Origin of the sequence: Rhodococcus aetherivorans (genome assembly GCF_011058165.1) — a bacterium.
Classification (GTDB): domain Bacteria; phylum Actinomycetota; class Actinomycetes; order Mycobacteriales; family Mycobacteriaceae; genus Rhodococcus; species Rhodococcus aetherivorans.
The window spans coordinates 94,607-113,135 of sequence record NZ_JAALEG010000010.1 but is presented as its reverse complement, the minus strand read 5'-3'; the positions used below and the strand labels follow the sequence as shown (position 1 = coordinate 113,135).

Below are 18,529 nucleotides of genomic sequence, written 5' to 3'. Positions count from 1 at the left end.
GCCCGGGGTGACGCCGTTCAGGCTGCCGATCACCGGGACGGTGACCGCCTGCGCGGCGCGTTCGAGCAGACTCAGGTAGCGGCGCGGTCCGTGGTCCTCGACGGCTTCCTCCGGAAAGTACGACAGGGACTCGGCGTAGCTCTGCGAACCGTGCTCGGTCAGTGCCGCATTGCGCTCCGCTTCGCGCAGCAGCTGCTCTTCGAACAGCGAATAGAGCACCACCGCACCGACGCCTGCCCCGGCGAGCCGCCGGACACCGTCGACCGTGCGGGACAGCGGGGATGCCGCCGCCACCAGTGGGTTCGGCAAGGCCAGGCCCAGATACCGCGTCGACAGGTCCATCAGCGGTCCTTGCGGGCGTCGGCGGTGAAGTGGTGCGACCCTTGCGACGCCATGTCCTCGTACCGGTCCCAGCGCTGAGCGATCGCCTCCTCGGAGAGGCCGAGGAGCCGGTCGTATTCCGCCGGATCGGTGTTGGCGAGCGCGCGGTACCGCAGTTCGCGGCTGCGGTAGTCCTCGAGCGGAATCCTCGGCCGGTGCGAATCGAGCAGGAACGGATTCTGCCCGGCCGCCCGCAACACCGGGTCGTAGCGGATCAGCGGCCAGTGCCCGCTGGCCACCGCGCGGTACTGCTGGTCCATCCCGTGACGCATGTCGATGCCGTGCGCGATGCACTGACTGTAGGCGATCACGAGCGAGGGCCCCTCGTAGGCTTCGGCTTCCCGCATCGCCTGCAACGTGTGTTGCGGATCGGCGCCCATCGCGACCCGGGCGACGTAGACGTTGCCGTAGGCGATGGCCTGCAACGCGAGATCCTTCATCGGGACCGTCTTGCCGCCGGCGGCGAACTTCGCGATCGCCCCGAGCGGGGTGGCCTTGGACATCTGCCCCCCGGTGTTGGAATACACCTCGGTGTCGAGGACGAGGACGTTGACGTTGCGGCCGCTGGCAAGGACGTGGTCGAGGCCCCCGGCACCGATGTCGTAGGCCCAGCCGTCGCCGCCGACGATCCACACGCTGCGCCGCACCAGGTGGTCGAGCACACTGCGCAGGTCGGCGGTTACGGCGGGATCCAGCTCTGCGAGCAGGGTTTCGAGTTCGGCCACCCGCTCCCGCTGGGCGCGCAGCTCGGACTCGCGCAGTTGCGACGCCGTCAGGATGTCGTCGACGAGGTCGGCACCGATCGCCTCGCGCAGTTCGGTCAGGCGCCGCCGGGCGAGCCGGGTGTGCTCGTCGGCGGCCAGCCGGAACCCGAGCCCGAATTCGGCGTTGTCCTCGAACAGGGAATTGGACCAGGCGGGGCCGCGTCCGTCCGCGTTGGTCGTCCAGGGGGTGGTGGGCAGATTGCCGCCGTAGATCGACGAGCAGCCCGTGGCGTTCGCGATCATCAACCGGTCGCCGAACAGCTGGGAGAGCAGCTTGAGGTACGGGGTCTCCCCGCAGCCCGCGCAGGCGCCGGGAAACTCGAACAGCGGCTCGAGGAACTGCGTTCCGCGGACGGTGCCGAAGTCCACCCGGGCCCGGTCGGCCGTCGGCAGCGTCTCGAAGAAGGTGATGTTCTCGCGTTCGGGGGCCACCCGCGGTTCGCGGGGGGCGAGGTTGATGGCCTTGGTCACCGTCGCGCCGGGGGCCACGGCAGGACAGGCCTCGACGCACAGCCCGCATCCGGTGCAGTCCTCGGCGTAGACCTGCAGGGTGTACCGGGCATCCGGCAGGCCCACAGCGCCCAATGCCGCCGAGCCGAACTGCTCCGGGGCACCGTCCAAGTGGGACTTGTCGTAGAACTTGGTACGGATCACGCTGTGCGGACAGACGAAACTGCAGTTTCCGCACTGGATGCAGGTGTCCGGGTCCCACACCGCGACCAGTTCCGAAATGTTGCGCTTCTCGTAGGCGGTGGTGCCGCTCGGGTAGGTGCCGTCCACGGGAAACGCGCTGACCGGCAAGGCGTCCCCGCGCCCGGCCATCATCTCCGCGGTGACGGTGCGGACGAACTCGGGCGCGTACTCGGGCACGATCGGCGCCGGCACCCGCGTGGTGGTCACCCGGTCGGGCACATCGATCCGGTGCAGCTCTTCCAATGCCCGGTCCACCGCGGCCAGTTCGCGCCGCAGCACGTCGGCTCCGCGGTTGCCGTAGGTCTTCTCCACCGACTTTTTGATCCGGGCGACGGCCTGCTCGCGCGGCAGCACATCCGAGATCGCGAAGAAGCAGGTCTGCAGCACGACATTGATCCGCCCGGCGAGCCCGACCTCACGAGCGATCCGGCCCGCGTCGACCGCATACAGCGTGATCCGTTTGTCGAGGATCTGTTCCTGGACCCGGCGGGGCAGCGCGTCCCAGACCTCGTCCGGCCGGTGTCTGCAGTTCAGCAGGAGGGTCGCTCCCGGCGCGGCCGGCCCCAGGACGTCGATCTTGTCGAGGAATCGGAACTGATGGCAGCCGACGAGGTCCGCGCGGCTCACCAGATACGGTGCGCGGATGGGCCGTGGCCCGAAGCGCAGGTGCGAGACGGTCTGCGAGCCGGACTTCTTCGAGTCGTAGACGAAGTAGCCCTGCGCGTGCAGGTGCTCCTCGTCGCCGAGGATCTTGATGGTGTTCTTGTTGGCCCCGACGGTGCCGTCGGAGCCCAGGCCGTAGAAGATCGCCCGCACGGTGTCGGAGGATTCGATGTCGAAGGACGGGTCGTAGGTGATGCTGGTGCCGGACACGTCGTCGTCGATGCCGACGGTGAACCGGCGCCGGGGCCGCTCGCGGGCGAGCTCGGTGAAGACGCCGGCGACCATGCCGGGCGTGAATTCCTTCGACGACAGGCCGTAGCGTCCGCCGCAGACCCGGGGCATGACGGCCCGCTCACCGTCGGCATGTGCCTCGGCGAGGGCCGCGACGACGTCGAGATACAGCGGCTCGCCGAGCGAACCCGGTTCCTTGGTGCGGTCCAGCACGCCGATCGTGCGCACCGTCGCCGGCAGCGCCGCCGACAGCGCCTCGGCGGGGAAGGGCCGATACAGCCGCACCTGCACCACCCCGACCCGCTCACCGCGGGCGGTGAGCGCGGCAGCGGTTTCGGCCGCGGTGTGCGCCCCGGACCCCATCAGCACCAGCACCCGTTCCGCCTCGGGGTGCCCGGTGTAGTCGACGATGCGCATGTCGCGGCCGGTGCGCTCCCCCAACCGCGCCATCAACTCGTCCACCACCGCCGGAACCCGGGCGTAGAACGGGTTGACCGTCTCACGCGCCTGGAAGTAGGTGTCCGGGTTCTGCGCGGTGCCCCGGATGAACGGCCGCTCCGGCGACAACGCGCGTCCGCGGTGCTCGCGGATCAGCTCCTCGGGCACCAGGGCCCGCAGGTCGTCGTCGGCCAGCGTCTCGATGGTGTTGAGCTCGTGCGAGGTGCGGAAGCCGTCGAAGAAGTGCACGAAGGGCACCCGCGTCCGCAGGGTGGCGGCCTGCGCCACCAGCGCCAGATCGTGCGCCTCCTGCACCGAGGCCGAGGCGAGCAACGCGAACCCGGTCTGGCGCACCGCCATCACGTCCGAATGGTCACCGAAGATCGACAGTCCCTGCGCGGCCAGGGACCGGGCGGCGACGTGCATGACCGCCGAGGTCAGCTCACCGGCGATCTTGTACATGTTCGGGATCATCAGCAGCAGCCCCTGCGACGCGGTGAACGTCGTCGCCAGTGCCCCGCCCTGCAGCGCGCCGTGCAGCGCGCCCGCCGCGCCGCCCTCGCTCTGCATCTCCACCACACTCGGCACGGTGCCCCACACGTTCGGCCGGTGCCGGCTGGACCATTCGTCGGCCAGCTCGGCCATCGCCGACGACGGGGTGATCGGATAGATGCAGCACACTTCGTTGAGCCGGTAGGCAACCGACACGGCCGCCTCGTTACCGTCCACCGTGGCACGCGTCATGTCGGCTCCGGAAACATCTCGATGGCGTGGACCGGGCACTGCTCGAAGCACTCTGCGCAGCCGGTGCACTTGTCGTAGTCGTACCGGTAGCCGTGGCCGGCACCCAGCTTGACGATCGCGTCCTCCGGGCACGCGCCGAGACAGCCGTCGCACTCGAAGCAGTTGCCGCACGACAGGCACCGGCCCGCCTCGAACGTCGCCGCCTCGGCCGATACCCCGCCGACCACCTCGTCGAACCCGGAAACGCGTTGCTCGACAGGCAGTTCGGGCTGCACCCGCCGATCCGCGTCGGCGAAGTACCACAGGTGCAGCTGGTCGAACGTCGCGATCGGATGCTTGGCAGGCCGCTCGTCGGGCACTCGGCGCAGCCAGGCGTCGATGTGGTGTGCCGCCTTCTTCCCGTGACCCACCCCCACCGTCACGGTGCGCTCGCCGGGCACCATGTCGCCGCCTGCGAACACCCCGGGGCAACCGGTCATCAGCGACCCGTCCACCCGTACGCTGCCGTCGCGCTCGAACTCGACTCCGGGCAGGGTGCGCATGAACGCCGACTCGGTCTCCTGGCCGATCGCCATGATCAGGGTGTCCGCGGCCAGGGTCTCGAAACGTCCGGTCGGCCGCGGACGACCGGACTCGTCGAGTTCCATGACCTCGACCTGCAGTTCGGGACCGTCGAAGGCGGTGACCGTGCGCAGCCAGTTGATCCGTACGCCTTCGCGTTCGGCGTCCTCGGCTTCCTCCTCGTGGGCGGACATCTGCTCGCGGGTGCGGCGATAGACGATGACCGCGTCCTCGGCCCCGAGCCGGCGGGCCACCCGGGCCGCGTCCATCGCCGTGTTGCCGCCGCCGTAGACGGCAACGTGCCGCCCGACGGCCGGGGGTTCCCCGGCGGCGACACCGCGCAGGAACGACACCGCGTCGATCATCGTGCCCGCGTCGCAGGCCGGGATATCGACCCGTTTGGCCAGATGCGCGCCGACCGCGACGAAGACCGCGTCGAAACCACCCTCGGCGCGTTCCGCCGCGAGGTCCTCGACCCGGTGGTTGCAGGTCAGCTCCACGCCCAGCGCCGCGACCCGCTCCAGTTCCGCCTCGAGCACGTCGCGCGGAAGCCGGTAGTTCGGGATGCCGTAGCGCATCATCCCGCCGGGCTCGGCGCCGGCGTCGCGGATCTCGACGTCGTGGCCGCGGCGGGCGAGGTGACAGGCAGCGGACAGCCCGCTCGGTCCGGCACCGATCACCAGGACCCGCTTGCCGCTGCGGGCGGGCGGCGGCTCGAACATCCAGCCCTGCTCGCGCGCCCGGTCCCCGAGAAACCGCTCCACCGAATGGATGGACACGGCGCTGTCCAGAGTGGCGCGGTTGCAGACGGATTCGCAGGGGTGGTAGCACACCCGGCCGTGGATGGCGGCGAACGGATTGTCGGCGACCAACTGCCGCCAGGCCTGCTCGTAGCGGCCGGCCTTCGCGTGCGCCAGCCAGGCCTGGATGTTCTCCCCGGCGGGGCAGCGGGCGTTGCACGGCGGCAACAGGTCCACATACACGGGCCGACGCCGGCGCACCGGCCCCGCGCGGGGACGGCCGTGCACCAGATCCGGCAGCGGTGTGAGCTCCTCCGACGGCCGGGCCGGACGCCCGCCCGTCGCCCCGCCACTGCGCTCGTCGGCAGTCATCCCCTCACGATAGGACTCCGGCCGGGTGTCCGGCACCGGATTGCGGCGGCACGGACGTGCCGACGACGCGACTCCGACGGATCGGGCCCGCTACGGACGTGCGTCCGTAGCGGGTCCGTGGGTGTCGCTCAGCAGCACGTCGTCGCGGCCGGCGCCTTCTCGGTGCCGGTCGCCGGTTCCTGTTCGGCGGCGGTGCCGCAGCAGACTCCCTCCGAGTTCTCGCCCTGGTCGAGCAGCTTCGGGCTCGTGCCGAAGGTGTCGCTGTCGGCGAGGACGGTGTAGACCTCCCACTTCTCCCCCGCCGGGCCCGTGACCCACACCTTGTCCTGGGTGGCGAAGCAGCACGTGGTGCCGATCTCCTCGTCGGTGAACAGTCCTTCGTCCGTGAGGCGGGCGATTTCGGAGTGCACCTTTTCGCTCGACTCCACCTCCACCCCGAGGTGGTTGATCGAGCCGCCCTTGCCCGCGTTCTCGATCAGGACGAGCTTCAGCGGCGGCTCGGCAATCGCGAAGTTCGCGTAGCCGGGCTTCACCTTCGCCGGCTCGGTGCCGAACAGCTTCGAGTAGAACGTCACGGCCTCCTGCAGATGGTCGACGTTGAGGGCGAGCTGAACGCGGGACATGATGACCTCCACCTGTGAGACATACATCGAATTAGTACGCCCACTGTCACCCCCTTTTTGACATATGTCAAGAGGGGTGGATGATGGGGACATGCCCAAGGCGCTCCCGGTCATCGACGTCTCCGCCCCCATCTGCTGCGCGCCGGTCTCGGCCGCACCGATGAGCGAGGCAGCCGCCCTCGAGGTGGCGCTGCGGCTCAAGGCGCTCGCCGACCCGACCCGGATCCAGCTGATGTCGATCCTGCTCACCACGCGGGAGGACGACGTCTGCACGTGCGACCTGGCGTCGGCCGTGGGCCTGACGGAGTCGACCGTCAGCCATCACCTCGGCCAGCTCCGCAAGGCCGGGATGGTGCAGTCGACGCGCCGCGGCATGAACGTCCACCATCGCGCCTGCAACGAGGCTCTGCAGGCACTGCGTCTCGTCCTCGACCCCAACTGCTGCACGTGAGAGGGGCCGAATGTCACATGGGTTCGATCACATCGAACCCATGTGACATTCGGCCACACAGCCCCCGGCTCACACCGCGCCGAACAAGACCTGTGCGTTGTCCCAGCACACCGCGCGGACCCATTCGCTGCCGAGACCGAGCCGTTCGACCGCCTCGAGCTGATGGACGTACGGGTACGGGATGTTCGGGAAGTCGCTGCCGAACAGCACCTTCGAGCCCAGTGCCTGCAGCCGCGGCAGCTCGTCCTCCGGGAACGGCATCGACTCCTGCGTGAAGTCGGTGAACGCCATGGTGGTGTCCAGGTGCACCCGCGGGTACTTCTCCGCCAGATCGAGGAACTGGCGGTACTCCGGCATGCCCATGTGCGCGACGATCAGCGCCAGCCGCGGGAACCGTTCCAGCAGCGCGGCGATCGGGCCGGGCCCGGTATGCGTCCCCGGAGCCGGTCCCGATCCGCAGTGGATCACGATCGGCACGCCGGCATCCTCGAGCAGTCCCCACACCGGGTCGAGCAGCGGGTCGTTGGGGTCGTAGTCGCCGACCTGGATGTGCGACTTGAACACCCGTGCCCCGTGCTCGAGTGCCGCGGCCACGTAGCCGGCGGCGTCGGGCTCGGGATAGAACGTCGCGGTGTGCAGGCAATCGGGGGTGCGGGCCGCGAAGTCCACCGCCCACGCGTTCAGCCACGCGGCCATCGCGGGCTTGTGCGGATAGAGCATCGCCGTGAACCGACGGACCCTGAAACCCCGCAGCCGCTCGACGCGCTCCTCCTCGGCGTGCCGGTAGGTGATGGGCCACGCCCGGCCCACCAGCGGCCCGGCGGAGTCGAAGTAGCTCCACACCTTGTCCATCACGTTCGACGGCATGAAGTGGGTGTGCACGTCGATCAGGCCGCTGAGGCCGTGCCGGGCCCGGAAGTCGGCCACCTGCTGCGCTTCGTCCATCACCCGAAGGTAGCGACCCCGTCGCCGGTGCGTCTTTTGGGCTGCCCCAGCCGCCCGAAGGACACACCGGCGCCGGAGGCGCCTCAGAAGTACACGGCGATGCGGCGGCCGTCGATCTCGTGCACGGCGATGTCCATGTCGTACACCTTGCGCAGCACCTCGGGCTGCAGGATCTCGTCGACGCCCCCGTCCGCGACGACGGCACCGTCGCGCATCGCGACGATGCGATCCGAGTGGCACGACGCGAAGTTGATGTCGTGGATCACCAGGATCACGGTCTTGCCCATCTCGTGGGCCATGCGTCGCAGCAGCTGCATCATGTGTTGCGAGTGCTTCATGTCCAGGTTGTTGAGCGGTTCGTCGAGCAGCACGTAGTCGGTGTCCTGCGCGAGCACCATCGCGACGAACGCGCGCTGCCGCTGTCCGCCGGAGAGCTGGTCGAGGAAGCGGTGCTCGAACCCGCCCAGGCCGGTGTACTCGACGGCGCGGTCGACCGCGTCGTGGCAGGCCGCCGAGAGCCGGCCCTTCGAATGCGGGAAGCGCCCGAACTCGACGAGTTCGCGCACCGACAACCGCACCGCCGTGGTGTTGTCCTGGCGCAGCACCGACAGTTTCTTCGCCAGCGCGTCCGAGGGGGTGGCCCGCAGGTCGAGCCCGTCGATGCTGACCGATCCGGCGTCGGTGTCGAGCAGCCGCGCGACGATGGTCAGCAGTGTCGACTTGCCGGCGCCGTTGGCACCGATGATCGACGTGAGGCCGCCGCGCGGGACGTCGAGGTCGACGGGCCCGAGCACGGTGGTGCCGGCGTAGTTCTTGGCGAGGTCCCGAACGGTGATCACAGGCGCGCACCCCTCACGAGCAGGGAGATGAAGTAGATGCCGCCGACGAAGTTGACGACGACGATGAGGCTCGAGTTGTAGTCGAGCAGCCGGGCGAGGACGAACTGCCCGCCGACCAGGGCGACGATCGCGACAAGCGTCGCGGCGGGCACCGTCCAGCGGTGCCGGAACGTGCCGACGAGTTCCCGGGCCAGGTTGGCCACCAGCAGCCCGAGGAACGTGATGGGCCCGACGAGCGCAGTGGACACCGAGACCAGCACCGCGACGACGATCAGCGCGCGGGTGACGACGCGCCGGTGGTCGACGCCGAGGCCGATCGCGTGCTCGCGGCCCAGTGCGACGACGTCGAGCTGACGCAGCAGCGGCACCGAAAACGCCGTCGCCGCGACGACGAGCAGGGCCGACACGGCGAGCAGGTCGACCTGCACGTTGTTGAAGCTGGCGAACAGCACGTCCTGCAGGGTCATGAAGTCGTTGGGGTCGATCAGCCGCGACACCAGCGACGACAGCCCACCGAACAGCGCGCCGAGCACGATGCCGACGAGCACCAGCACGTACAGGTCGCGGGATCCGCGGTCGAAGAGCCATCGGAACAGCACGAGCGCGAAGCCGACCATGGCGAGCACCTCGACCCCGAACTTCAGGCGCGGATCCAGTGTCGCGAGGGCGCTCGCGCCGAACAGGAACACCACGAGGGTCTGCAGCAGCATGAACAGGCTGTCGAAACCCATCACGCCCGGGGTGAGGATGCGGTTGTTGGTGACGGTCTGGAAGATCACCGCGGCGAAGGCGGTGGCGTAGCCGACGAGCACCATCGACAGCACCTGCCGGCCGCGGATCTTCATGGCGAAGTCCCACGAGCCGGTGACGAAGAGGAACAGGTAGGCGCACACCGCCAGTGCGGCGACGACGGCGAGCACGACGAGCACGCGGGCAGGGTTCCGGCGACGGGTCGCGGCGGGTGCGGCGACGGCCGGGCTCATCGCGGTCCTCGCCGGGTGCGCAGGATCAGCGCGATGAACACGACGGCGCCGACGACGCTCGCGACGGTGCCGACCGGGATCTCGTACGGGTAGCGGAGGACGCGGCCGACGACGTCGCACGCGAGCACGAATCCGGCGCCGGCGAGCGCGGTGATCGGCAGGACGCGGCGCAGGTTGTCGCCGAGCGCCAGGGTGACGAGGTTGGGCACGACGAGACCGAGGAACGGGATGGCGCCGACGACGACGGTGACGACGGCGGTGGTGACGGCGACGACGACCATCCCGATGTTGATCACCAGCTGGTACGGGACGCCGAGGTTCTTCGCGAAGCCCTCACCGAGGCCGGCCACGGTGAAGCGGTCGGCGTACAGATAGGCGACGGCCATGACGGCGACGACGACCCAGATGATCTCGTAGCGGCCGCGCAGGATGCCGGAGAAGTCACCGCTGGTCCAGGTGTTCAGGGCCTGCATCAGTTCGAGCCGGTAGGCGAAGAACGTGGTGACGGCCATGACGACGCCGCCGAACATGAGGCCGACGAGCGGTACGACGATCATGTCGGTGAACCGGACGCGGCGCAGGAGCCGCAGGAACAGGAAGGTGCCGACGAGGGAGAAGGCGACGGCGACGAGCATCTTGCCGAGCACGGACTGTCCGCCGAGGAACAGGGTGGCGACGAGGATGCCGAGCAGGGCCCATTCGACGGTGCCGGCGGTGTCCGGCGCCACGAACCGGTTGCGGGTCAGGTGCTGCATGATCAGGCCGGACACGCTCAGGGCGGCGCCGGCGAGCAGGATCGCGATCAGGCGGGGCACGCGCGAGACGAAGAACACCTCGAGGGTCGCGGTGTCGCCGCGCAGCAGGTCGGCGGGGGTGACGTCGGCGACGCCGACGAACAGGGACGCGAAGGCGGCGACGGCGAGCAGCGCCGCGCCGATCAGGACGGGACGCAGACGCGCGGCGGGGCCGGCGGCCGCACGCGGGGTGCGGTCGCCGGCCCTGCCGGTCGTTACCGGGGAGCTCACGGGCGGGAGGCGGTCATGCCGCCGCGGCCTTGCCGACGGCCTGCCCGACGACGTCGATCTGCGACTGGACGGAGCTCAGCGCGCTCGGCGCCATGTACCAGGTGTACAGGTCGAGGTAGGTGATCCGGCCTTCCTTCGCGGCGGTGGTGCCGCCGACGAGCGGGTTGTCGAGGACTCGGGACGCGTTGGGGCCGGTGGTGTCGCCGAGGGGTGCCTCGCGGTCCTGAACGAACATCAGGTCGGGGTCGGCCTGGGCGATGTACTCGAAGGACACGGCGTCACCGTGGGCGACGTCGTCGGCGAAGGTCTCCGACACGGGCTTGACGCCGAGGTCGTGGATGATCCCGTACCGGGAGCCGGGTCCGTACGCGGTGACCTCGGCGGCCTCGACGCGCGTGATGAGTCCCCGCAGGTTCGCCTGTGCGGCGGCAGCGGACACCGCGTCGAACGACGCCTCGATGCCGGCGAACTTCTCCTCGAACGCGCCCTCGGCGCCGAAGATGGTGGCGAGGTTGCGGTTCTGCTTCGCGACGCTGGCGAGGAAGTCCTTGGCGTCGACGGAGAGGTCGACGGTCGGGGCGATCTCGCTGAGCGCGTCGTAGCTGGTGGCCGACCGGGCGGCGACGATGATGAGGTCGGGCTCGAGGGCGTTGACGGCCTCGAAGTCGGGCTCGAACAGCGAGCCGACCTTGGCGACGTCGTCGCCCCGGTAACGCGCGAACGATTCGGGCCAATTCGTGAGCGCGGGGACGCCGACGGCGTCGGGCAGGTCGAGGTCGATCATGGACTGCAGCACGCTCTGGTCGAAGACCACGACCCGTTCGGGATCGACGGGCACCTCGGTATCGCCCTGGGCGTGACTGATGACGACGGTCTCGCCGGTCTCCGCCGCGGTCTCGGAGGAGGTGTCGGAGGAGCAGGCGGAAAGCCCGAGCGAGGCGGCCGCGACTAACGCGACGGCGGCGGACAACCGGATACGCATGGGCAATCTCCTTGAAAATTGAACTTCCGAGGTAGACGGAGCCACCCGCGCAGCCCCACCCACCGCCTCAAACTCAGCCAAGCGTTGCCTAACTTAGCATGCCTTTACTTACCGTTGGCAAGGGTCGTGTCGCCCCACGGACGAGCGCGCCGCCACTACGGTCGGACCCATGACCTCCACCACGTTCTCCGCCTGGGTCGCGCGCGAGCACGACGACGCGATCGACTTCGCCCCCGAGACCGTCGACGAGACGATGCTGCCCGACGACGGCATCACCGTCCGCGTCCTGCATTCGAGCATCAACTACAAGGACGCCCTCGCCGTCGTCCCGCGCGGCGGCGTGGTCCGCAACTACCCGATCATTCCCGGCATCGACCTCGCCGGTGAGGTCGTCACCTCCGATCACCCCGACTTCGCGCCCGGGGACCGGGTCCTTGCGCACGGCTACGAGATCGGCACCGGCCGCCACGGCGGCTACGCCGAGTACGCCCGCGTCCCCGCCGACCAGCTCGTCCGGCTCGGCGAGCTCTCCACAGCCGACGCCGCCGCCATCGGCACCGCCGGATTCACCGCGGCGCTGAGCGTGCAGGCCCTGCTGCGGCACGGCCTGACCCCGGACGACGGGCCCGTCGTCGTCACCGGCGCCTCCGGCGGCGTGGGCACCGTCAGCGTCGACCTGCTCGCCGCCGCCGGATTCGAGGTGGTCGCCTCGACCGGCAAGCCGGAAGCCCACGACCTGCTCACCGAACTGGGCGCCGCCTCGGTGATCGGGCGGCTGCCCGAGGACCCCGACGCGAAGCCGCGACCGCTCGGCAAGGCGATCTGGGCCGGGGCCGTGGATTGCGTCGGCGGCGCCACACTCGCCCACGTCCTCAGCACCGTCCAGTGGGGCGGCGCGGTCGCCGCCAGCGGACTCACCGGCGGCGCCGCCCTGCAGACCACGGTGATGCCCTTCATCCTGCGCAGCGTCGCCCTGCTGGGCATCGACTCGGTGCAGCTGCCCATCGGCCCGCGCCGGGCGCTGTGGGAGCGCCTCGCGGGCGACCTGCGGCCCCGGCACCTGGCCGACATCACCCGCCACATCCCCGCGCGAGAGCTGGTGCCCGCGCTCGACCTCGTGCGGGCCGGCAAGTTCACCGGGCGCGCGGTGATCGAGGTTGCCGGCGGATTCTGAGGGCTCGTCAGAAGAGGGTGAGCTCGACCTCCTCGACCACCTTCACCGTCCGGCGCACCGCCTTCTTCGCCCGCGCGGGTGCGGCGGTCGGCTCGGGCCCGGCCGGTTCGGAGACGGGCGCGTTCGGGGCGGGCGGGGCCGCCGCCTGCGCGCGCGCCGCCTCGCCCGCGAGGGTGTCGGCGAGTTCGTTGAAGTGGTTGCCGACGTGTCCGCGCACCCACCGGAACCGCACCGGCCCGGACCGGTCGGCGAGGACGCGGTCGATGGCCTGGACCAGATCGAGGTTCTTCACCGGCGCGCCGGTCGCCGTCTTCCAGCCCTTGCGCTTCCAGCCCGGCAACCATTCCGAGGCGCACTTGATGGCGTACTGCGAGTCGGATTCGATGATCATCGGTTCCGGACCGGGATGGGCCTTCAGCGCCTCGAGCAGCGCCCGCAGCTCGGCGATCTGATTGGTGCCCGAGTGCTCCCCGCCCGAGCGGCTCGGTCCCTCGTGATTGACCCACGCCCATCCGATGGCGCCGCCCGGATTGCGAAGGCAGGAACCGTCGGTGCTCACGATGATCATGTGCCAGACCATATCCCGTGGCAGGGGCGACGTCGCGCCCGAGGCGCCGACGCGCCGCGGCTGCGCAGAAATCGCGGCACCCATCGGCGTGTCGGCGCGAGAAGCGCACGCTCGGCGGGTCGCCGCCTTCGATCCGCACCTCGTCGCACGGTCACCTCGTCGCACAGTACGGTGGACCGGTGCCCTCCCCCGCTCCACCCAGCACCGGCGCGCTCGTCGTCCGCGCCGAGCTGCCCCGGCCGGTGGACGTCGCGCTGACGTTGCAACCCCTGCAGCGCGGGCCCTACGACCCTTGCTATCGCCGCGACGGGCAGGCCGTGTGGCGCACGTCCCGGTTGGCGTCGGGGCCGGTCACCTACCGGCTCGTGCAGGACGGTCCGCGCGGCGTGCGCTGCCACGCGTGGGGTGCCGGGGCCGAGGAACTGTCGGCACACCTTCCCACCCTTCTCGGTGCCGAGGACGACCCGACCGGGTTCCGGCCCGAGCATCCGAGCCTGGCCGAGGCCCATCGCCGCCTGCCGGCCCTGCGGATCCCGCGCACCGGCCGCGTCCTCGAGGCCCTGGTCCCGGCGATCCTCGAACAGCGGGTGCACAGCGTCGCCGCGTTCGCGTCGTGGCGGCGGCTCGTCACGTGGTTCGGCGACGTCGCGCCCGGTCCGGCACCGGAGGGGATGCGGGTGCCCCCGGCCGCCGAGACGTGGCGCTGCGTCCCGTCGTGGGAGTTCCACCGCGCCAACGTCGACCCCGGCCGGGCCCGGACCGTCGTGAGCTGCGCCCGGCTGGCCGACCGCCTCGAGCGGCTCGTCGACCTCGCGCCGGCCGAGGCGCAGCGGAAGCTGCGCTCGATCCCGGGCGTGGGCGTATGGACCGCCGCCGAGGTCGCGCAGCGCGCCTTCGGCGACGCGGACGCGCTGTCGGTGGGCGACTACCACCTCGCGACGATCGTCGGCTGGTCGCTGCTGGGCGCACCACTCGACGACGCCGGCATGGTGAAGTATCTGGAACCGCTTCGGCCGCACCGTTATCGAGCGGTGCGACTGATCATGGCGACCGGCGGGGCGGGGCGGGTCCCGCGACGGGGACCCCGCACGCCGATCACCGATCACCGCGGGCGCTGAGCAGTTCCCCCGCGCCGGTCGCGCCGCCGGGGCCGGAATCGTCGGCCCGGTACCGCGGGGCTGCGCTGCCGCGGCGCCGACGGCTGACCGTCGGAATTCCGGCCGTCGAACCGTACCCTGGTGGCATGTCCGACCCAGACATTTCGACCGCGCCCACGAGGCTCGAGCGGCTCCCGAGCTGGCTGCTGACCCAATCCGCCCGCCACGTGCACCGGGTGGTGGTCGACCGGCTCGGCCAGGCCGACGCCCGCGGCTACCACTACCGCGCGCTCGCGGCACTCGAGGAGTACGGCTCGCTGTGTCAGACGGATCTCGGCCGTCGCGCGGGGATGGACCGCAGCGACATCGTCGCCACCGTCAACGAGCTGGCCGACCGGCGGCTCGTCGACCGCAGCCCCGATCCCACCGATCGGCGCCGCAACATCATCAGCGTCACCCGCCGCGGGCGGCAGCACCTGCGCACCCTCGACGACGTGCTCGTCGCGGCGCAGGACGAGGCGTTCGCGCCGCTCGACCCGACCGAGCGCGACCAGCTCGCCGTCCTGCTCGCGAAGGTGCTGGCCCACCACACCCGGCAGGCCGGCAGGTGAAGGGTTCCTCGCGGGAACCCTCCACCCGGGGCGGGCTCAGAGGGAGCGGGCGATGATCTGCTTCATCACCTCGTTGGCGCCTGCGTAGATCCGCTGCACGCGGGCGTCCTCGTACATCCGCGCGATCAGGTACTCGCGCATGTAGCCGTAGCCGCCGTGCAGCTGCACGCAGCGGTCGATCACCTCGCACTGCCTGTCGGTCAGCCAGTACTTGACCATCGCGGCGTCCGCGTCGTCGAGCTCGCCCTTCAGGTGCTGCTCGATGCAGTGATCCAGGAACACCTGGCACGTCCGGGCGATGGTCCGGCACTCCGCCAGCTCGAACGCGGTGTTCTGGAACTCGAACAGGCTGTGCCCGAACGCCTGCCGCTCCTTCGTGTAGCGGACGGTCTCCTCGACCGCGCGCTCCATCGCGCCGGCGGCCTGCGCGCCGATGATCAGCCGCTCCTGCACCAGCTGCGCCATCAGCTGCGCGAAGCCCTGCCCCTCGCTCCCGCCGAGCAGGTTCGCCACCGGCACCCGCACGTCGGTGAACGACAGCTCGGAGGTGTCGGCGCCGTGCTGGCCGACCTTGTCCAGCACCCGCCCGACCGCGAAGCCGGGGCAGTCGCGCAGGTCGACGATGAGCAGGGACACGCCCTTGGCACCGGCCTTGGGGTCGGTCTTGACGGCGAGCACGATGACGTCGGCCGACGAGCCGTTGGTGATGAAGGTCTTCGAGCCGTTGACCACGTATGTGTCGCCGTCGCGGATCGCGGTGGTCTTGATGGCCTTGAGGTCCGAGCCGGCGCCCGGCTCGGTCATGCCGATCGCGCCGAGGATCTCACCGGTTGCCATGCCGGGCAACCAGGTCCGCTTCTGCTCCTCGCTGCCGTACTCGAGGATGTAGTGGGCGACGATGCCGCTGTGCACCGAGATGCCCAGTGCGAGGTCACCCGAGTAGCCCTGCGCCTCGAAGACGGCCAGATCGTGGGCGAAGGTGCCGCCACCGCCGCCGTACTCCTCCGGCACCGAGCACAGCAGCAGCCCGAGCTTGCCTGCGGCGAGCCACACCTCGCGATCGATGCGCCGCTGCGCGTCCCACTCCTCGGCGCGGGCCATCACCTCGCGCTCGAAGAAGTCACGGGCGAGTTCGGAGACTGCCTGTACCTCGTCGTCGTGCCAGGACGGCACGTGCTTCTTGACCATCGGTGTCCTTCAGCCTTCCGTCGCGTGTGACCGAATGTCACACCGCTTCACTTCGATCGAACTCATGTGACATTCGGTCACGTGGTGCGCAGCTCGCGCTTGAGCAGCTTGCCACTCTGGTTGCGCGGCAACGTGTCCACGAACCGGACGAGCTTCGGCACCTTGAACGGCGCGAGCCGCTGCTTGACGTGGTCGATCAGCTCGCGCTCGTCGACATCCGCGCCGTCGCGCAGCACGACGACGGCGGTGACGGCCTCGATCCACTTCTCGTCGGGCGTGCCGATGACCGCCACCTCGGCGACGGCCTCGTGGGTGTAGAGCGCGTCCTCCACCTCCCGGGAGGCGACGAGGATGCCGCCGGTGTTGATGACGTCCTTGATGCGGTCGACGACGGTGATGTAGCCCTCGGCGTCGCGCGTGACGAGGTCGCCGGAGTGGAACCAGCCGTCGCGGAACGCTTCCGCGGTGGCCTCCGGGTTCTCCCAGTAACCCAGGCACAGCTGCGGCGACCGGTACAGCACCTCGCCGGACTCACCGTCGGGCACGTCGTTGCCGTCGGCGTCGACGACGCGGGTCTCGACGAACAGCACCGCCCTCCCGCACGACGACGGCCGGTCCTCGTGCTCCTCCGGGCGCAGAACCGTTGCCAGCGGACCGATCTCGGATTGACCGAAGCAGTTGTAGAACCCCAGGTCGGGGTAGCGCCCGCGGAGCCGGTTCAGCACGGTGACGGGCATGATCGACGCGCCGTACTGGGCCTTGCGCAACGACGACAGATCGCGGGTCTCGAGGTCGGGGTGGTTCGCCAGCGGCACCCACACCGTGGGGGCGAGGAACAGCGAGCCGATGCGCTCGGACTCGACGAGCCGGAGGATCTCCGGGATGTCGGGGGCGGGCAGCAGCGTGATCGTGGCGCCGACGGCCAGGTACGGCATCATGAACACGTGCATGCCGGCCGAGTGGTAGAGCGGCATGCAGACCAGGGGGTTGTCGTCCGCAGCCAGGTCCAGCGCGACGATCGACGAGGTGTACTCGTGCACCAGCGCCCGGTGGGGCATCATGGCGCCCTTGGGCTTCGACGTGGTGCCGGAGGTGTAGAGCAACTGCACGAGGTCGGCGTCGGAGACGGTCACGTCGAGTTCCGGAACCTCGCCCGCGCACGCGGCGGTGAGCAGCGAGTCGTCGGCGTCGCGTAGCGGCAGGACGTGTTCGGCCGGGACGTCGGCGAGCACCTGCTCGAGGTTGCCGGCCAGGGCGGGGTCGACGAGGACGGCACGCGCCCCGGACTGACCGAGCAGGTAGCTCAGTTCCTCGCCGCGCAGCGCGTAGTTGATCGGCACGTGTACCAGGCCGGCCCGGGCGACGGCGAGGTACCCGACGACGTAGGCGTCGGAGTTGGTGCCGTACGCGGCGACGCGATCGCCCTGGTCCAGGCCCAGCGCGCGCAGCCGGGCGGCCGCCCGGGTGACCGCGTCGTCGAGTTCACGGTAGGTGAGGGTGCGGTCGCCGAACCGCAGGGCGGTGCGGTGGGGGAAGCGGGCGGCGCTGCGGTGCAGCACGCCGTCGACGGTGTTCGCGCGCGGGTCTGAGCTCATGATCGGACACGTTATAGGACGTCCAACCAATGGTCCAGACTTAACGCTCGATAAGCCTAGCGGCCCTGCCATACGGGACGGCGCTTCTCCACGAACGCGGTCATGCCCTCCTGCGCGTCGCAGATCATCGCGTTGGTCGCCATGGTTTCGGCCATCGCCTCGTAGGCCTGTTCCTGCGGCAGCTCGATCTGCCGGTAGAAGGCCTCCTTGCCGATCCGCACCGTCGCCGGCGACGCCGAGACGATCTTCGCGGCCAGCGCGGCGGTCTCGGTTTCCAGCGCCGCCGGGTCGACGACGAAGTTGACCAGCCCCCAGTCCGCGGCCGTCTCCGCATCGATGGTTTCGCCCGTGAGCAGCATCTGCATGGCCCGCTTGCGCCCCACCGCGCGGCTGAGCGCGACCATCGGCGTGGAGCAGAACAGGCCGATCTTCACCCCCGGGGTGCCGAACACCGCGTCCGACGACGCGACCGCCAGGTCGCACGACGCCACCAGCTGGCACCCGGCCGCGACGGCCGCACCCTGCACCGACGCGATCACCGGCTGCGGCACCGACTGCACGGTCTGCATCATCTCGGTGCAGGTGTCGAAGATGACCCGCTCGTCCTCGAGGGTGCGGCCGATCATCTCGCGCAGGTCGTGACCGGCGGAGAACACCGGTCCCTCGGCGCGGATCACGATCACCCGGGTCGTGGACTCCGCGGACAGCGCGCGCAGTCCCATCGTGACCTCGCGCATCGCCGCCGCGGACAACGGGTTTCGCTGATCGGGACGGTTCAGGGTGAGCAGGCCGATACCGGAGGCCTCGTCGACAGCGATGAGAACGGCGGCGGGCTGGTCGGTGCGCATGTCGGTCATGTGC

At 70.3% G+C, this 18,529-nt stretch carries 16 protein-coding genes and 1 pseudogene; 4 read left to right on the top strand and 13 right to left on the bottom strand.

The genetic code is table 11. From position 1 onward, the window contains the following. The 4 genes and pseudogenes from G6039_RS06795 to G6039_RS06780 all read right to left on the bottom strand — a co-directional run. Positions 1–342: pseudogene (locus tag G6039_RS06795) on the bottom strand (dihydroorotate dehydrogenase-like protein); the annotation flags it as partial. Further along, positions 342–3,914: a pyruvate:ferredoxin (flavodoxin) oxidoreductase gene (gene nifJ, locus G6039_RS06790; protein ID WP_043797964.1), complete on the bottom strand. Its 3,573-nt coding sequence runs from the start codon at positions 3,912–3,914 to the stop codon at positions 342–344. The pseudogene G6039_RS06795 and the gene nifJ, both read right to left, overlap by 1 nt. After that, the gene (locus tag G6039_RS06785; protein WP_029546393.1) at positions 3,911–5,587 is read right to left on the bottom strand and encodes an NAD(P)-binding protein; all 1,677 of its coding nucleotides are present in this window, start codon (positions 5,585–5,587) and stop codon (positions 3,911–3,913) included. The genes nifJ and G6039_RS06785 overlap by 4 nt, the downstream gene beginning before the upstream one ends. Before the next feature lie 128 nt (positions 5,588–5,715). After that, positions 5,716–6,210, bottom strand: a complete 495-nt coding sequence (locus tag G6039_RS06780) for an ArsI/CadI family heavy metal resistance metalloenzyme (protein WP_043798048.1) — start codon at positions 6,208–6,210, stop codon at positions 5,716–5,718. Positions 6,211–6,301: 91 nt separating this feature from the next. On the opposite strand from G6039_RS06780, the gene G6039_RS06775 reads away from it, so the two are divergent. Next, complete coding sequence (locus G6039_RS06775) at positions 6,302–6,661, top strand: Rv2640c family ArsR-like transcriptional regulator (protein ID WP_006935749.1); 360 nt, start codon at positions 6,302–6,304, stop codon at positions 6,659–6,661. 69 nt (positions 6,662–6,730) lie between these two features. Here G6039_RS06775 and G6039_RS06770 read toward each other — a convergent pair whose 3' ends face one another. The 5 genes from G6039_RS06770 to G6039_RS06750 all read right to left on the bottom strand — a co-directional run bounded on the left by G6039_RS06770 (position 6,731) and on the right by G6039_RS06750 (position 11,435). Next, positions 6,731–7,606, bottom strand: coding sequence for an amidohydrolase family protein (locus G6039_RS06770; RefSeq protein WP_029546395.1), 876 nt, complete (start codon positions 7,604–7,606; stop codon positions 6,731–6,733). 83 nt (positions 7,607–7,689) lie between these two features. Then, positions 7,690–8,445 (bottom strand): iron ABC transporter ATP-binding protein, encoded by a 756-nt coding sequence (locus tag G6039_RS06765; protein ID WP_006935734.1) that lies wholly within the window; start codon positions 8,443–8,445, stop codon positions 7,690–7,692. Then, positions 8,442–9,428, bottom strand: coding sequence for an iron chelate uptake ABC transporter family permease subunit (locus tag G6039_RS06760; protein ID WP_206530779.1), 987 nt, complete (start codon positions 9,426–9,428; stop codon positions 8,442–8,444). Before G6039_RS06760 ends, G6039_RS06765 begins: the two co-directional genes overlap by 4 nt. Then, positions 9,425–10,453 (bottom strand): ABC transporter permease, encoded by a 1,029-nt coding sequence (locus tag G6039_RS06755; protein WP_029546397.1) that lies wholly within the window; start codon positions 10,451–10,453, stop codon positions 9,425–9,427. Before G6039_RS06755 ends, G6039_RS06760 begins: the two co-directional genes overlap by 4 nt. Positions 10,454–10,466: 13 nt before the next feature. Continuing rightward, positions 10,467–11,435 (bottom strand): siderophore ABC transporter substrate-binding protein, encoded by a 969-nt coding sequence (locus G6039_RS06750; RefSeq protein WP_029546398.1) that lies wholly within the window; start codon positions 11,433–11,435, stop codon positions 10,467–10,469. 169 nt (positions 11,436–11,604) lie between these two features. Between G6039_RS06750 and G6039_RS06745 the strand changes: the two genes are divergently transcribed. Further along, complete coding sequence (locus G6039_RS06745) at positions 11,605–12,609, top strand: acrylyl-CoA reductase family protein (RefSeq protein WP_006935722.1); 1,005 nt, start codon at positions 11,605–11,607, stop codon at positions 12,607–12,609. A 7-nt stretch (positions 12,610–12,616) separates the two neighbouring features. Here the strand turns inward: G6039_RS06745 and G6039_RS06740 are convergent, their stop codons facing one another. Continuing rightward, positions 12,617–13,177 carry a ribonuclease H family protein gene (locus G6039_RS06740; RefSeq protein WP_043798050.1) on the bottom strand — a complete coding sequence of 187 codons (561 nt, stop codon included), beginning with the start codon at positions 13,175–13,177 and terminating at the stop codon, positions 12,617–12,619. 179 nt (positions 13,178–13,356) lie between these two features. Between G6039_RS06740 and G6039_RS06735 the strand changes: the two genes are divergently transcribed. Both G6039_RS06735 and G6039_RS06730 read left to right on the top strand, forming a co-directional pair. Continuing rightward, the gene (locus G6039_RS06735) at positions 13,357–14,295 is read left to right on the top strand and encodes a DNA-3-methyladenine glycosylase family protein (protein WP_029546400.1); all 939 of its coding nucleotides are present in this window, start codon (positions 13,357–13,359) and stop codon (positions 14,293–14,295) included. Between the two features lie 125 nt (positions 14,296–14,420). Continuing rightward, on the top strand, positions 14,421–14,885 hold the full coding sequence (locus G6039_RS06730) for a MarR family winged helix-turn-helix transcriptional regulator (protein ID WP_006939806.1): 465 nt from the start codon (positions 14,421–14,423) through the stop codon (positions 14,883–14,885). Between the two features lie 36 nt (positions 14,886–14,921). Here the strand turns inward: G6039_RS06730 and G6039_RS06725 are convergent, their stop codons facing one another. From G6039_RS06725 to G6039_RS06715, 3 genes are all read right to left on the bottom strand, one after another. Beyond that, positions 14,922–16,073, bottom strand: a complete 1,152-nt coding sequence (locus G6039_RS06725; protein WP_043797970.1) for an acyl-CoA dehydrogenase family protein — start codon at positions 16,071–16,073, stop codon at positions 14,922–14,924. 77 nt (positions 16,074–16,150) lie between these two features. After that, positions 16,151–17,668 carry an acyl-CoA synthetase gene (locus tag G6039_RS06720; RefSeq protein ID WP_043797973.1) on the bottom strand — a complete coding sequence of 506 codons (1,518 nt, stop codon included), beginning with the start codon at positions 17,666–17,668 and terminating at the stop codon, positions 16,151–16,153. 56 nt (positions 17,669–17,724) lie between these two features. Beyond that, positions 17,725–18,525, bottom strand: a complete 801-nt coding sequence (locus G6039_RS06715) for an enoyl-CoA hydratase (protein WP_043797975.1) — start codon at positions 18,523–18,525, stop codon at positions 17,725–17,727. Positions 18,526–18,529 lie beyond the last annotated feature (4 nt).